12 protein-coding genes are annotated in these 14,369 nt (G+C 61.4%); 7 read left to right on the top strand and 5 right to left on the bottom strand.

Going from position 1 to position 14,369, the window contains the following annotated elements; all coding sequences use genetic code 11:
- The first annotated feature begins 74 nt into the window (after nt 1–74).
- The 3 genes from BM017_RS08150 (at nt 75) to BM017_RS08160 (ending at nt 2,045) form a co-directional block, all read left to right on the top strand.
- The gene (locus tag BM017_RS08150) at nt 75–479 is read left to right on the top strand and encodes a winged helix-turn-helix domain-containing protein (protein WP_092242736.1); all 405 of its coding nucleotides are present in this window, start codon (nt 75–77) and stop codon (nt 477–479) included.
- A complete protein-coding gene (locus tag BM017_RS08155) occupies nt 472–933 on the top strand; it encodes a transglycosylase SLT domain-containing protein (RefSeq protein WP_092243316.1) in 462 nt (153 codons plus the stop codon). The genes BM017_RS08150 and BM017_RS08155 overlap by 8 nt, the downstream gene beginning before the upstream one ends.
- 86 nt (nt 934–1,019) lie before the next feature.
- Nucleotides 1,020–2,045 carry a quinone-dependent dihydroorotate dehydrogenase gene (locus BM017_RS08160; protein ID WP_071491396.1) on the top strand — a complete coding sequence of 342 codons (1,026 nt, stop codon included), beginning with the start codon at nt 1,020–1,022 and terminating at the stop codon, nt 2,043–2,045.
- A 123-nt stretch (nt 2,046–2,168) separates the two neighbouring features.
- Here the strand turns inward: BM017_RS08160 and rmf are convergent, their stop codons facing one another.
- On the bottom strand, nt 2,169–2,384 hold the full coding sequence (gene rmf, locus BM017_RS08165; protein WP_002553055.1) for a ribosome modulation factor: 216 nt from the start codon (nt 2,382–2,384) through the stop codon (nt 2,169–2,171).
- A 532-nt stretch (nt 2,385–2,916) separates the two neighbouring features.
- Here rmf and rlmKL point away from each other — a divergent pair.
- Together rlmKL and BM017_RS08175 are read left to right on the top strand one after the other, a co-directional pair.
- Nucleotides 2,917–5,181: a bifunctional 23S rRNA (guanine(2069)-N(7))-methyltransferase RlmK/23S rRNA (guanine(2445)-N(2))-methyltransferase RlmL gene (rlmKL, locus tag BM017_RS08170; protein WP_071491395.1), complete on the top strand. Its 2,265-nt coding sequence runs from the start codon at nt 2,917–2,919 to the stop codon at nt 5,179–5,181.
- Nucleotides 5,182–5,323: 142 nt separating this feature from the next.
- Entirely contained in the window at nt 5,324–7,720 is a 2,397-nt protein-coding gene (locus BM017_RS08175; protein ID WP_092242739.1) for a sensor domain-containing diguanylate cyclase, read from the top strand.
- 64 nt (nt 7,721–7,784) lie between these two features.
- Here BM017_RS08175 and dacB read toward each other — a convergent pair whose 3' ends face one another.
- Nucleotides 7,785–9,245, bottom strand: coding sequence for a D-alanyl-D-alanine carboxypeptidase/D-alanyl-D-alanine endopeptidase (gene dacB / locus BM017_RS08180; protein WP_092242742.1), 1,461 nt, complete (start codon nt 9,243–9,245; stop codon nt 7,785–7,787).
- 238 nt (nt 9,246–9,483) lie between these two features.
- Here dacB and BM017_RS08185 point away from each other — a divergent pair, with 238 nt between their 5' ends.
- A complete protein-coding gene (locus BM017_RS08185) occupies nt 9,484–9,828 on the top strand; it encodes a YggL family protein (RefSeq protein ID WP_010208515.1) in 345 nt (114 codons plus the stop codon).
- 36 nt (nt 9,829–9,864) lie between these two features.
- Here the strand turns inward: BM017_RS08185 and BM017_RS08190 are convergent, their stop codons facing one another.
- The gene (locus tag BM017_RS08190; RefSeq protein ID WP_058427362.1) at nt 9,865–11,055 is read right to left on the bottom strand and encodes a benzoate/H(+) symporter BenE family transporter; all 1,191 of its coding nucleotides are present in this window, start codon (nt 11,053–11,055) and stop codon (nt 9,865–9,867) included.
- Nucleotides 11,056–11,269: 214 nt separating this feature from the next.
- Between BM017_RS08190 and BM017_RS08195 the strand changes: the two genes are divergently transcribed.
- The gene (locus BM017_RS08195; RefSeq protein WP_015885332.1) at nt 11,270–12,034 is read left to right on the top strand and encodes a GntR family transcriptional regulator; all 765 of its coding nucleotides are present in this window, start codon (nt 11,270–11,272) and stop codon (nt 12,032–12,034) included.
- Between the two features lie 126 nt (nt 12,035–12,160).
- Here the strand turns inward: BM017_RS08195 and guaD are convergent, their stop codons facing one another.
- Both guaD and xdhC read right to left on the bottom strand, forming a co-directional pair.
- Nucleotides 12,161–13,465, bottom strand: a complete 1,305-nt coding sequence (guaD, locus tag BM017_RS08200) for a guanine deaminase (RefSeq protein WP_092242747.1) — start codon at nt 13,463–13,465, stop codon at nt 12,161–12,163.
- Nucleotides 13,466–13,477: 12 nt separating this feature from the next.
- Nucleotides 13,478–14,317, bottom strand: coding sequence for a xanthine dehydrogenase accessory protein XdhC (xdhC, locus tag BM017_RS08205; protein ID WP_092242750.1), 840 nt, complete (start codon nt 14,315–14,317; stop codon nt 13,478–13,480).
- Between the last annotated feature and the right edge of the window lie 52 nt (nt 14,318–14,369).

Consider the following 14,369-nt stretch of genomic DNA (forward strand, 5'->3'; position numbering starts at 1 on the left):
AGTCGTGGCAGGGGCACTTGAACCCGTAATGCAAATGAGGACTTCAATGTCAGTAGTCGGATGCCGAGGTAATCATGGCTGTCATGGATGATGGAGGGACGACGACTTCCCTGGTTTTTGCGCGTTGGACCCTGCACGACGATGGTCGCCTGACCGGTGAGGACGCAGATGTTCAGTTGCCGCCCAAGGAAGGGCTGGTGTTGCGGTTGTTGCTGATGTCCGGTGGCGTGTTGATGACCAAGGATCGCTTGCTGGAGCTGGCCTGGCCGCAGGGGGAAGTTGCCGAAGAGTCGCTGACACGCTGCATTTATTCACTGCGCAAGTACCTTGGCACCGACAAGGGGTTTATCAAGACGATTTACGGTCGGGGGTACCGTTTCATTTGCCCGGTGACGATCGAGGGCCCCTCGTCTGGCCGTATGGACCATGTGTGCTCGGCATGCGGCCATACCCGCAATGGAGTGGCAGGCCGTGGCTAGGTTCTGGAGCAAGGGCTTGGTGTTGGGTGTGATGATGACCGGCAATCAGGCGCTGGCCTATTGCTGGGAGGAGGCGGCCAGCCGCTACAACATCGAGCCCGAATTGCTGCAGGCGATCGCTGCGGTGGAGTCGGGCTTTCGTGCGCACGCGATAAACGATACGAACCGTAATGGCACTCGGGACATCGGCCTGATGCAGATCAACAGCAGCCATTTGCCGCGCCTGCTCGAGCGAGGTATTACCGAGGAGCGGTTGCTCAATGAGCCTTGCCTGTCGGTGGAGGTAGGGGCTTCGATTCTCGCCGAGTTCATCCAGCGCTTTGGCTACAACTGGACGGCGGTAGGCTCCTACAACGCAGGCCCGGGTTCCGGGCCCGCGCGTGAGGCGTTGCGCATGCAATATGCCCAGAAAATCTGGGCGTATTACGAGCAGTTGGTAGCGCACCGCTACTGACGATTGAGGTTCGCGCCTCGCGCGCAACCCGTGACCCCGGCTATAATCGCCGCCACCTTTCGCCGCCATCCGAGTCTAGCCCGCCCATGTATACCCTGGCCCGCCAGCTGTTGTTCAAACTCTCCCCGGAAACCTCCCACGATCTGTCCCTGGACCTGATCGGTGCCGGTGGCCGCCTGGGGCTCAATGGCCTGGTATGCAAGGCACCGGCAAAAATGCCGGTCTCGGTGATGGGGCTCGACTTCCCCAACCCGGTCGGCCTGGCGGCTGGCCTGGATAAGAACGGTGCGGCCATCGATGGTTTTGCACAGCTGGGTTTCGGTTTCGTTGAAATCGGCACCGTGACGCCACGCCCACAGCCGGGTAACCCCAAGCCACGTATCTTCCGCCTGCCGGAAGCCGAGGCGATCATCAATCGCATGGGTTTCAACAACCTGGGCGTTGATCACCTGCTGTCGCGGGTTCAGGCGGCGAAGTACAAGGGCATCCTGGGCATCAATATCGGCAAGAACTTCGATACGCCGGTCGAGCGTGCGGTGGATGATTACCTGATCTGCCTGGACAAGGTCTACGCCCACGCCAGCTATGTCACGGTCAACGTCAGCTCGCCCAATACCCCGGGCCTGCGCAGCCTGCAGTTCGGCGACTCCCTCAAGCAACTGCTCGAAGCCTTGCGCCAGCGCCAGGAAGACCTGGCCGTGCGTCATGGCAAGCGCGTGCCGCTGGCGATCAAGATCGCGCCGGACATGAGCGACGAAGAAACCGTGCTGGTGGCCCAGGCCCTGGTGGACTCGGGGATGGACGCAGTCATCGCGACCAACACCACCCTCAGCCGCGTAGGCGTCGAAGGCCTGGCCCATGGCGACGAAGCGGGCGGCCTGTCGGGGGCGCCGGTGCGTGACAAGAGCACCCATATCGTCAAGGTGCTGGCTGCGGAGCTGGCCGGGCGCTTGCCGATCATCGCCGTCGGCGGTATTACCGAAGGCAAGCATGCGGCCGAGAAGATTGCCGCGGGTGCAAGCCTGGTGCAGTTGTATTCCGGCTTCATCTACAAAGGCCCGGCGCTGATTCGCCAGTCGGTAGATGCCATCGCGGCATTGCCAAAAGCCTGAAAACCATCCATTAAAAAGGGCTCCTGAAAAGGAGCCCCCTGGGCCGAAGCCCGCCGCCCGGATGGGGCGTGCATGGTAAGTCGTTATAAATCCAGAGGTGGTGTCGGAATTAATTGCCCTTGATTAGCCGACGGCGTGAAGTTCGTTGAGTCTGTGGATTCCCGCAGTGCCAGTCATACCGTCCCAGTTGTCGCCGCGTCCTTCTCGCCAGCCGTTGATCCAGGCTTGGCGTACCGACGGTAGAGTAAATGGGCAAAGCTCACGGGATTTGCCATGAACGCCGTATTGATATCCGCGTAAAAATGCTCTTTCCAACGGATCACGCTTAAGTCTTCTCATAGGGTGTTTCCCTCACTTGTTGACTGTCTTGATATCCTTCGGCCTCGTCCGAGACCGGGCAGAGTTTTTCTGCCGTTGGTGGGCTCGCTGCCGGCGTGGCGAGCCGATGTGTCGGCGTCGTTACGGCGCCAACCTGTGTTGAGTTCTAACCAATAGGTCACATGGATTCAATGATCGTTTTGTCATAAGCACGTAACGATAACGATGCTATAGCGATAAGCTGGGATGGTTTTTCGCCCCTTTTATTGGGCAAAGCCAGCTATGATGCACCCTGCATAGAGGATGGGTTTAATCCTTTAGTGAGAATGTCCGCCCGTTGCAGTCAGTTATTATTCGACGAAGGGTCGGAATATTTCTTTTTGTTACAGCCAATTGTTTCTCTGCCCCGTCATTACAGGCCCAAAGGCCCGGCAGCCGGGGTGGGACGGCACATTCGTGCCACGCGAGCACTCTTCAAGAAAAGTGCTTGATTGAAAACCGAACCGGCGATGCGTCGCCCGTTCATTTATTGCTGAAAAGCCTGGAATGCCCCATGTCGGACCGTTTTGAACTCTTCCTCACCTGCCCCAAGGGCCTCGAAGGCCTGCTGATCGAGGAAGCCGTCGGGCTTGGCCTTGAGGACGCCCGCGAGCACACCTCGGCCGTGCGCGGCATGGCCGACATGGAAACCGCCTACCGCCTGTGCCTCTGGTCGCGCCTGGCTAACCGCGTGCTGCTGGTGCTCAAGCGCTTCCCGATGAAGGACGCCGAAGACCTCTACCACGGCGTGCTGGACATCGAGTGGGCCGACCACATGGTGCCGGATGGCAGCCTGGCGGTTGAATTCAGCGGCCACGGTTCGGGCATCGACAACACCCACTTCGGTGCGCTGAAGGTCAAGGATGCGATTGTCGACAAGCTGCGCACCCCGACTGGCGAGCGCCCGTCCATCGACAAGATCAATCCGGACCTGCGCATCCACCTGCGCCTGGACCGTGGCGAAGCGATCCTGTCCCTCGACCTGTCCGGCCACAGCCTGCACCAGCGCGGTTATCGCTTGCAGCAGGGGGCGGCACCGTTGAAGGAAAACCTGGCGGCCGCGATCCTGATTCGTGCCGGCTGGCCGCGCATCGCCGCTGAAGGCGGCGCGCTGAGTGACCCGATGTGCGGCGTGGGCACCTTCCTGGTGGAAGGCGCCATGATCGCTGCCGACATGGCCCCCAACCTGAACCGCGAGCTGTGGGGTTTCACCACCTGGCTCGGTCATGTCCCGGCGCTGTGGAAGAAGCTGCACGCCGAAGCCGCTGAACGCGCCGCCATCGGCATGAACAAGCCGCCGCTGTGGATCCGTGGCTACGAAGCCGATCCGCGCTTGATCCAGCCTGCGCGCAACAATATCGAGCGGGCCGGCCTGAGCCACTGGATCAAGGTGTACCAGGGCGAAGTCGGCACCTTCGAACCGCGCCCGGACCAGAACCAGAAAGGCCTGGTCATCTGCAACCCGCCGTACGGCGAGCGCCTGGGTGACGAAGCCAGCCTGTTGTACCTCTACCAGAACCTCGGCGAGCGTCTGCGCCAGGCGTGCATGGGCTGGGAAGCCGCAGTGTTCACCGGCGCGCCGGACCTGGGCAAGCGCATGGGCATCCGTAGCCACAAGCAGTATTCGTTCTGGAACGGCGCGTTGCCGTGCAAGTTGCTGCTGATCAAGGTCAACCCGGACCAGTTCGTCACCGGCGAGCGTCGTACCCCGGAACAGCGCCAGGCCGAGCGTGAGCAAGCTGCCTACGATCAGGCCCCGGCCGAGCCGCAAGAGCGCCAGTACAACAAGAACGGCAACCCGATCAAACCTGCTCCGGCCCCGGTGGTCGAGCAGGCGCGCCTGAGCGAAGGCGGGCAGATGTTTGCCAACCGCCTGCAAAAGAACCTCAAGCTGCTGGGCAAGTGGGCCAAACGCGAAGGTGTGGATTGCTACCGCGTGTACGATGCCGACATGCCGGAATACTCCATGGCCATCGACCTGTATCACGATTGGGTGCATGTACAGGAATACGCGGCGCCCAAGTCCATTGACCCGGAAAAAGCCTCCGCGCGTATGTTCGATGCGCTGGCGGCCATTCCCCAGGCGCTGAACATCGACAAGAGCCGCGTGGTGGTCAAGCGCCGTGAGCGTCAGAGCGGTACCAAGCAGTACGAGCGCCAGAGCGCCCAGGGCAAGTTCACCGAAGTCAGCGAAGGCGGCGTAAAGCTGCTGGTCAACCTCACCGACTACCTGGACACCGGCCTGTTCCTCGACCACCGCCCGATGCGCCTGCGCATCCAGAAAGAGGCGGCCGGCAAGCGTTTCCTCAATCTGTATTGCTACACCGCCACCGCCAGTGTGCATGCGGCCAAGGGCGGCGCGCGCAGCACCACCAGCGTCGACCTGTCCAAGACTTACCTGGACTGGGCACGCCGCAACTTGTCCCTCAACGGCTTCTCCGACAAGAACCGTCTGGAGCAGGGTGACGTGATGGCCTGGCTGGAGGCCAGCCGCGATGAGTTCGACCTGATCTTCATTGACCCGCCGACCTTCTCCAACTCCAAGCGCATGGAAGGTATCTTCGATGTGCAGCGCGACCACGTGCAGTTGCTCGACCTGGCCATGGCGCGCCTGGCGCCGGGCGGCGTGCTGTACTTCTCGAACAACTTCCGCAAGTTCGCACTGGAGGACAACCTGAGCGAACGCTACGCGGTCGAGGAAATCAGCGACAAGACCATCGACCCGGATTTCGCACGCAATGCGAAGATCCACCGGGCGTGGAAAATCACCGCGCGCTGAACACTGCTGTCAATCAGGCCGCAAGCCTGGATTATTCCGGGTTTGCGGCTTTTTTACGCTGGTCAAATTCAAGGCCGGTGGCTATAACTTAAGGCCAAGCCAAAGTGACACCCCCCGCACGCTGGCGCTGTGAGTGTTGCCTATGCCGTTGCAAGCCGTACGCCCGAAAATCCTAGGCTTTATCAGTGAGCAGGCGTCGGCTTGGCTGGTGGCATTGGTGGTGTTGCTGGCAGGGTTTGCCTTGACGGCTGTTGTGGCCTGGGCGGCCGCCGACCTCTATCAGCAGCAGGTGCGCCAACGCTTTCAGTTGTTGGTCAACGAACGCTACACCCGCCTGCAGGAACGCTTCGACGACCAGGAACAACGCCTGAACAGCCTGCGGCGTTTCTTCGTCAACTCCGATGACGTGTCCCGCGAAGAGTTTGACGGTTTTGCCCAGCCCTTGTTGCTGCGCGCGCGCGCTTACTCCTGGGCGCCCCGGGTGTATCGCGAACAGCGCGGTCAGTTTGAGCAAGCCGTGTCCGCGCAGCGCGGCACACCTTTCATGATCTGTGAGTTGAATTCCACGGGTGAGTTGGCCCCTGCGCCGGAGCGCGATGAATACGTACCGGTACTGTACAGCCAGACCCAAAGCCTGTTGGGCGCACCCCTCGGCTTTGACCTGCTGGCCCAGCCCCTGCGGCGTTCGGTGCTTGAGCGTGCGCAAAACACCGGCAAGCTGGCGGTGTCCCAGCCCATGCAACTGGTGGGTGTGGAACCGGACTATGCCACCGGGGTTTTATTGGTCGCGCCGGTCAGTCATTTGCCCAGCTCCGACCAATCCCAGAATGAGCCCTACGGCTATGTCATGGCGGTGATCAGCATGCGCCAACTGGTGGCCGACGGTTTGCCCAAGCCGGACCGCGACAACCTGGTGATGCAGATCGTCGACACCTCCGACGTGCAAAAGCGCGTGCTTTTCGAGTCCGGCAATGCCGTGGCCAGCGGTGATCTGGTCGGGGCGCGCCGCCTCACGCTGGGTGACCATGTGTATGCCCTCACACTGCGTCCGAGCCAGGTGTTCGACCAGGCCAACCATTCCTCGTTGAGCACGATCCTGACCATGGGCGGCCTGCTCAGCCTGTTGCTCAGCGCGTTGCTCTATGTGCTGGTCAGCCAACGCCAGCGCGCGTTGAAACTGGTGGAGCAGCGCACGGCGCAGTTGCGCCTGCGCGAGCAGGAATTACGCGGCGCCCACGGCCAATTGCGCAGTGTGCTGAATGCCGCGACGCAGGTCGCGATCATTGCCACCGACCTGCGCGGTGTCATCAATACCTTCAATGCCGGTGCCGAGCAGATGCTGGGGTTCAAGGCCGAGCAGGTGGTGGGCACGCACACCCTGGAAAGCCTGCACCTGGCGTCGGAACTGGAAGCGCGTTCCGCCAGCCTCAGTGTAGCCTTGGGCAAACGCATCCCGGCAAGCCAGGCGATGCTGGTGGAAAGCCCCGACAACCTGCACCAAGCCCGCGAGTGGACCCTGGTTCGTGAGGATCGCAGCCAACTGACGGTAAACATGCTGGCCACCGTGTTGCTGGACGACCACGGTTTGTGGATCGGTCACCTGGCGATTTACCTGGACATTACCGAACAAAAGCGCGCCTACGAGGCATTGGCGGCCAGGGATCGGCTGCTCAAGAAACTCAGCGCCCATGTGCCCGGCGGCATCTTCCAGTTCACCCTGGAGCCTCAAGACAACTGGAAATTCATCTACGCCAGCGACGGCATGCGCGATATCTATGAAATCGAGCCCGGCGTGCTGCAGCAGGATGCGAAGAAGGTCTTCGAGCGCATCCACCCGCTGGATGCGGAGCGGGTACGCGCATCGATCCGCTTGTCGGCGTTGCAGTTGAGCCATTGGCGGGAGGAGTACCGGGTGCTCTTGCCGCAACGCGGACTGCGCTGGATTCGCGGCGAAGCGACGCCGGAAGAGTTACCCGGAGGAGGGACGCTGTGGCATGGCTACGTGTCGGATATTTCCGATCTGAAGCGGGTGGAGGAAGAGCTGCGTGCACTCTCCATCACCGACTCCCTGACCGGGATCCACAACCGCCGCTATTTCCAGGACCGCCTCAAGGCCGAGATGGTCAGGCTCAACCGCACCTCGGGGGCCTTGTCGGTGATCATGCTCGATATCGATCACTTCAAGCGCATCAACGACCAGCATGGGCATGCCGTCGGCGATGGGGTATTGCAGGAGTTGTGCAAACGCATCAGCCAGCGCCTGCGCCGCACCGATGTGTTCTGCCGCCTGGGTGGCGAGGAGTTCATGGTGCTGTGCCCGCACACCGATGGTGCTCAGGCCTACAGCCTGGCGATGGAATTGTGGGCGTCGTTGCGCAGCGTGCCGATGGAGCCGGTCGGTATTGTCACCGCGAGCTTCGGCGTGGCCAGTTGGCGGGTGGACGAAGGTATCGATGGGCTGCTGCTGCGCGCTGACTCGGCCGTGTACGTGGCCAAGCAGGCGGGCAGGGATCGGGTGGAAGCGCAGTCGGTTTGCTGACTGGCCCCGTCGTGGTGAGCGGGCTTCTGGGGTGAGCGGACAAGCCCGTTCACCCCAGTATGTTTCAGAGGGCCGGTGCTGCCGCAGCCACCTTCGGCTGGCGGTACAGGTCGAGCAACACCTGATCCAACACCGATGAAGCACCCCATGGCTTCGGGTCGTTGAGGATAGCCACCACGGCCCAGGTATTGCCGTTGTTGTCGCGGCTGAACCCGGCGATGGCGCGCACGGTGTTCAGGGTGCCGGTCTTGATATGGGCTTCGCCGCGCATGGCGGTGGTCTTCAGGCGTTTGCGCATGGTGCCGTCGGTGCCGGCAATCGGCATCGAACTGATGTACTCGGCAGCGTAGGGGCTTTTCCACGCGGCTTGCAGCATGGCCGCCATCTCGCGGGCGCTGACCCGTTCGGCGCGGGACAGGCCTGAGCCGTTCTCCATCACCAGGTGCGGCGCGGTGATGCCTTTCTTCGCCAGCCACTGGCGCACCACGCGTTGCGCAGCCTTGGCATCGTCGCCATCGGCGTCGTTGCGGAACTGCGCGCCCAGGCTCAGGAACAACTGCTGGGCCATGGTGTTGTTACTGTATTTGTTGATGTCGCGGATAATTTCCGCCAGGTCCGGCGAAAAGGCCCGGGCCAATACCTTGGCATCCTTGGGCACCGGTGCCTGGATGTCACGGCCCTGGATGGTGCCGCCCAGTTCCTTCCAGATCGCCCGGACGGCGCCGGCGGTGTAGGTGGCGTGGTCCAGCAGCGACAGGTAGGTCTGCGAACTGCAGCCATCGGCCAATTGGCCGCTGACCGTTACCGTCACGCTGCCGTCGGCGGCGGTGACCGGGTTATAGCGTACGTCGCCGGTGCACTGCTTGGCGTTGGACACCTTGACCTGGTTGTCGATACGGATGCTGGCAATCGGCGGCTCGACCGATACCAGCACCCGGCCCGAATCATTGCGGGTCACGAAGCGCAGGGCCTTGAGGTTGACCAGCAGCGCGTCCGGCTTGACCAGGAAGGGCTTGTTCTCGTCGTTGCCGTCGTCGTTGAATTCCGGCAACAGCGGCTGGTTGAAGAAGCTGCGGTCCAGCACTAGGTCACCAGTGACTTGCTGCACGCCGTTGGCGCGCAGGTCGCGCATCAGCAGCCAGAGTTTTTCCATGTTCAGCTTGGGGTCGCCGCCACCCTTGAGGTACAGGTTGCCGTGCAACACGCCACCGCTGAGGGTGCCGTCGGTGTAGAACTCGGTTTTCCATTGGTGGTTGGGGCCGAGCATTTCCAGCGCCGCATAGGTGGTGACCAGCTTCATGGTCGAGGCCGGGTTCACTGAGACATCGGCGTTGAAAACGGTCGGTGTACCGGGCCCGTTCAGGGGAATCATCACCAGGGACAGCGCGGTGTTTTGCAGCTTGGCTTTGGCGAGTGCCTGCTGAACATTCGGTGGCAGGGTATTGTTGACGGGGGCTGCGGAGGTGGAAAAGGCCAGCGGAAGGAGAAGACCGGCGAGCAAGACGGAACGCAAAGATTTGATCATAAGAAGTAAAACCCTACTGCTGAGGAGGGTGAAAAAGGCGAGGGGTAAATAAGAAAAATCCCTCAATAGTCATGAAAGTGTCGGCATTATGCCCCAAGGTTGATCCACTTGTAGCTGAACGATAGCTGGTATTGCGCGTTTTTTTTAGCGCCATTGTGCCGCCTGTCCCAGAGAGTCGGGCAATCGCCGCCTTAAACTGCTAAAGTGCCGCCCGTTATTACTTATGAGGATTGTTCCAATGGCGACTAACCGTTCCCAGCGTCTGCGCAAAAAACTGTGCGTTGATGAATTTCAAGAGCTGGGTTTCGAACTGAACCTGGACTTCAAAGAAGGCCTGAGTGAAGAAGCTATCGACGCTTTCCTCGAAGCATTCATCAAAGAAGCCATGGAAGCCAATGGTCTGGGCTACGTCGGCGGCGATGACTACGGTCTGGTTTGCCTGCAGAAGCGTGGCTCGGTCTCCGAAGAGCAACGTGCTGCCGTTGAAGCCTGGCTGAAAACCCGTTCCGAGCTGACCAAGGCTGAAGTCAGCCCGCTGCTGGACGTGTGGTATCCGGAAAAGCCGATCAACGCGGCTAAGTGATACTGAAAAAACGGCGACCCCAGGGTCGCCGTTTTTTTATGCCTTGCGCCAATTCAGAATCAGCAGCGTCAACACCCCCGCCACAATCCCCCAGAACGCCGACCCGATGGAAAACAGCGTCAGGCCAGACGCCGTGACCATGAAGGTGATCAGCGCCGCTTCACGTTCCTTCGGCTCATTCATGGCGATGCTCAGGCCATTGATGATCGAGCCAAACAGCGCCAGCGCCGCGATCGACAGCACCAGTTCCTTGGGCAAGGCTGCGAACAGCGCCGCCAAGGTCGCGCCGAATACCCCGGCAATCCCGTAGAACACCCCGCACCACACGGCTGCGGTATAGCGCTTGTTGCGGTCTTCATGGGCATGGGGCCCGGTGCAGATCGCTGCGCTGATGGCGGCCAGGTTGATGCCGTGGGAGCCGAACGGCGACAACACCAGCGATGCCAGCCCGGTGGCGGTGATCAGCGGCGAGGCCGGCACGTTGTAGCCGTCGGCCCGCAGCACGGCGATGCCGGGCATGTTCTGCGAGGTCATCGCCACCACGAACAACGGGATGCCGATGCTGATGGTCGCCGCCAGCGAAAAGTGCGGCGTGGTCCATACCGGCGTCGCCACTTCCAGGTGGAAACCGCTGAAGTCCAGCAGCCCCATCAACCCCGACAGCGCGGTGCCGATCAGCAGCGCGGCCAGCACCGCATAACGCGGCGACAGGCGCTTGATCACCAGGTAGGTGAAGAACATTCCCAGCACCAGCCCGGTGCGATGCTGCGCGGCGACGAAGATCTCGCTGCCGATCTTGAACAGGATGCCCGCCAGCAGGGCCGCCGCCAATGACGCCGGGATACGCTTGACCAGTTTTTCAAAGCTGCCGGTCAAGCCGCAGATCGTCACCAACACTGCGCAGGTGATGTACGCGCCGATGGCTTCACCGTAGCTCACACCGCCCAGGCTGGTGATCAGCAGCGCGGCACCTGGCGTCGACCAGGCAATGGTGATGGGGGTGCGATAGCGCAGGGACAGGCCGATGCTGCACACCGCCATGCCGATGGAGATCGCCCAGATCCATGAGGAAATCTGCGCCGTGGTCAAACCGGCGGCTTGCCCGGCCTGGAACATCAGGACCAGGGAGCTGGTGTAGCCGGTCATCATGGCGATGAAGCCGGCGACGACGGCCGAGGGTGAAGTGTCGGCCAGCGGGCGCAGAGGCGCTTGGGCGGCATCGGTCATGAACAGGTGTTCCTTTTACCAGGGAAGTTGCGGATTCAAGCCTAAACTCAAACGCAGCGACCCATTGCAATACAGCCGACGCCGCAAACAGCCGTACAGTGTGTTGGCGCATTGGGTTGTGTACAATGTGCCCTGTTTTTAGGTGATACTTGCCAGCGACACGCTGTTGCCGTATTACCGTTAATTCGCCGCCGTTCTCCAAACCCGAGTGCCCATGAACGAACAGTTGCAACCTCTCAAGAAACAACCGCGTGCCGGCAAGGCCGGTCGCAGCGGAACCCAGGACGATATCGTCTACGCGCATATCTTCGAGGCGATCCTCGAACAACGCCTGGCACCCGGTACCAAGTTGAGCGAAGAGGCACTGGGCGAAATCTTCGGCGTCAGCCGCACCATCATTCGCCGCGCGTTGTCGCGCCTGGCCCATGAAGGCGTGGTGCTGCTGCGGCCCAATCGCGGTGCGGTAGTGGCCAGCCCAAGCGTCGAGGAGGCACGCCAGGTGTTCCTCGCGCGGCGCCTGGTGGAGCGGGCGATCACTGAATTGGCGGTGCAACACGCGACAGCCGAGCAACTGGCCGAACTGCGCCAGATGGTCAATGACGAACGCGACAGCTTCTCCCGTGGCGATCGCGGTGCCGGTATCCGCCTCTCCGGCGAGTTCCACCTCAAGCTGGCCGAAGCGGCGAAGAACGCGCCGCTGATCAGCTTCCAGCGCAGCCTGGTGTCCCAGACTTCATTGATCATCGCCCAGTACGAAAGCGGCAACCGCTCGCACTGTTCCTACGATGAACACACCCAGCTGATCGACGCAATCGAGGCACGGGATGCGGCGTTGGCAGTGAACTTGATGATGCATCACATGGATCACATCGACAGCAAGCTCAACCTCGATGAAGAGAGCGCGTCGGATGATCTGCATGCGGTATTTTCGCATTTGTTGCAGACCAAGAAACCGGGGCGTTCGTCCATAAAGTTGTAAATACGACCAACAATGTGGGAGGGGGCTTGCCCCCGATAGCGGTGCATCAGTCAATTAATCCAGAGACTGACACTCTGCTATCGGGGGCAAGCCCCCTCCCACATTTGTTTTGGGGCGTTTATGGGATTAGCGCTGGTGCACCAATTGCCCCGCCGCATAAGTCTGCAACACCGTCCGATCATCCCCCAGTGTCATCAATACAAACAACGTCTCGGCAATGTTCTTCGCCTGCTTCAGGCGATAGCTCAGCAGTGGCGTGGCGTTGTAGTCCAGCACCAGGAAGTCCGCATCGGTGCCCGGTTGCAGCGTGCCGATCTTGTCTTCCAGCCGCAGCGCCCGCGCACCGCCCAGGGTCGCCAGGTACAGCGACTTGAACGGGCTCAAGCGCGCGCCCTGCAACTGCATGACTTTGTAGGCTTCGTTCAGGGTTTGCAGCAGCGAGAAACTGGTGCCGCCCCCCACATCGGTGCCCAGGCCCACATTCAGCTTGTGCTTCTCGGCCATCGGCAGGTTGAACAAACCGCTGCCGAGGAAGAAGTTCGAGGTCGGGCAAAATGCGACCGCTGAACCGGCCTCTGCCAGACGCGCGCACTCGTCATCACACAGGTGCACGCCATGGGCAAACACCGAGCGCTCGCCCAGCAACTTGTAGTGGTCGTAGACATCCAGATAGCCACTGCGCTCCGGGAACAGCTCCTTCACCCACTCGACTTCCTGCTTGTTCTCGCTGATGTGGGTCTGCATGTACAGGTCCGGGTATTCCCCCAGCAGTTGCCCGGCCAGTGCCAGTTGCTCCGGCGTACTGGTCGGGGCAAAGCGTGGCGTCACCGCATAGTGCAGGCGGCCCTTGCCGTGCCAGCGCTCGATCAGCGCCTTGCTTTCCTGGTAGCCGGATTCGGCGGTGTCGGTCAGGTATTCCGGCGCGTTGCGGTCCATCATCACCTTGCCGGCGATCATGCGCAGGTCGAGTTTTTCTGCCGCTTCAAAGAATGCATTCACCGATTGCGGATGCACACTGCCGAACACCAGCGCGGTGGTGGTGCCGTTGCGCAGCAGTTCCTTGATGAAGATATCCGCGACTTCCTCGGCGTGAGCCTTATCGGCGAACTGGCTTTCGCACGGGAAGGTGTAGGTGTTGAGCCAGTCGAGCAACTGCTCGCCATAGGCGCCGACCATGCCGGTCTGCGGCAGGTGGATGTGGGTGTCGATCAGGCCCGGGGTGATCAACGCGTCCTGGTAATGGGTGATGTCGATGTCGGCGGGCAAGGTCGGCAGTAAATCGCTGGCATGGCCGATGGCGCTGATTTGACCGTTTTCGATCACCAGCAGGCCGTCTTCGAAGTACGCGTAGGAGGCTTCGATGCCCACTTCAGCGGGGTCGGCGAGGCTGTGCAGCAGGGCGGCACGGTAGGCTTTGCGAGTCAAAGGCATGGTGATCTCATTTCAAATGGCTTGGCTGCGACGCGAGGCCGGCAGCAGTTTGGCAATGGGTTCGGCGCTGGCGGTGTGCTGGCCGAAATTGGCGTTATAGGTGGCGATGATTTCGCCGGCGATGGAGATGGCGATCTCCACCGGCAACTTGCCCTTCACCTCGGTGAGGCCCATGGGGCAGCGCATGCGTTGCAGTTGCGCGGCGTCGAAGCCGCGATCCCGCAGGCGATGTTCGAACTTGACGCGCTTGGTCTTCGAGCCGATCAGGCCGAAGTAGGCAAAGTCATTGCGCTTGAGCAGGGCGGCGGTGAGTTCCAGGTCCAGCGCGTGGTTGTGGGTCATGACGATGCAATAACTGCCCACCGGCAGATCGGCAATTTCGTCGACCGGCTCTTCGCTGACGATTTTACGCACGCCCTGGGGGATATGTGCCGGAAACTCCTGCTCACGGGAATCGATCCAGCGCACCCGACACGGCAGGCTGGCCAGCAACGGCACCAGCGCCCGGCCGACATGGCCGGCGCCAAACACCGCAATCTGCGCCTGCACCTGGCCCATGGGCTCGAACAGCAATACGGTCACGCCACCGCAGCACTGGCCCAGGCTCGCGCCGAGGCTGAAGCGTTCCAGATGGGTGTTCTGCTGGCCGCGCACGAGCATGTCCCGGGCGATCTGCATCGCCTTGAATTCCAGGTGCCCGCCACCGATGGTGTCGAAAGTCTGGGCGGCGCTGATGACCATCTTCGAACCGGCATTGCGCGGCGTGGAGCCGAGCTCTTCGATGATGGTCACCAGCACGCAGGGTTCACCTTGGTTTTGCAGGTCGGCGAGGGCGCTGATCCAGTTGTTCATGGTCACCTCTTGTGGTGTCTGTCAGGCCGCTATCGGGGGCAAGCCCCCTCCC

Origin of the sequence: Pseudomonas sp. NFPP04 (assembly GCF_900113815.1) — a bacterium.
Classification (GTDB): domain Bacteria; phylum Pseudomonadota; class Gammaproteobacteria; order Pseudomonadales; family Pseudomonadaceae; genus Aquipseudomonas; species Aquipseudomonas extremorientalis.

Excerpts from the sequence above, each read along its gene's own strand:
- BM017_RS08160 (WP_071491396.1), top strand. The coding sequence starts at position 1,020 with ATGTATACCCTGGCCCGCCAGCTGTTGTTCAAACTCTCCCCGGAAACC.
- BM017_RS08150 (WP_092242736.1), top strand. The coding sequence starts at position 75 with ATGGCTGTCATGGATGATGGAGGGACGACGACTTCCCTGGTTTTTGCG.
- rmf (WP_002553055.1), bottom strand. The coding sequence starts at position 2,384 with ATGAGAAGACTTAAGCGTGATCCGTTGGAAAGAGCATTTTTACGCGGA.
- xdhC (WP_092242750.1), bottom strand. The coding sequence starts at position 14,317 with ATGAACAACTGGATCAGCGCCCTCGCCGACCTGCAAAACCAAGGTGAA.
- BM017_RS08190 (WP_058427362.1), bottom strand. The coding sequence starts at position 11,055 with ATGACCGATGCCGCCCAAGCGCCTCTGCGCCCGCTGGCCGACACTTCA.
- rlmKL (WP_071491395.1), top strand. The coding sequence starts at position 2,917 with ATGTCGGACCGTTTTGAACTCTTCCTCACCTGCCCCAAGGGCCTCGAA.
- BM017_RS08195 (WP_015885332.1), top strand. The coding sequence starts at position 11,270 with ATGAACGAACAGTTGCAACCTCTCAAGAAACAACCGCGTGCCGGCAAG.
- BM017_RS08175 (WP_092242739.1), top strand. The coding sequence starts at position 5,324 with ATGCCGTTGCAAGCCGTACGCCCGAAAATCCTAGGCTTTATCAGTGAG.
- BM017_RS08185 (WP_010208515.1), top strand. The coding sequence starts at position 9,484 with ATGGCGACTAACCGTTCCCAGCGTCTGCGCAAAAAACTGTGCGTTGAT.
- guaD (WP_092242747.1), bottom strand. The coding sequence starts at position 13,465 with ATGCCTTTGACTCGCAAAGCCTACCGTGCCGCCCTGCTGCACAGCCTC.
- dacB (WP_092242742.1), bottom strand. The coding sequence starts at position 9,245 with ATGATCAAATCTTTGCGTTCCGTCTTGCTCGCCGGTCTTCTCCTTCCG.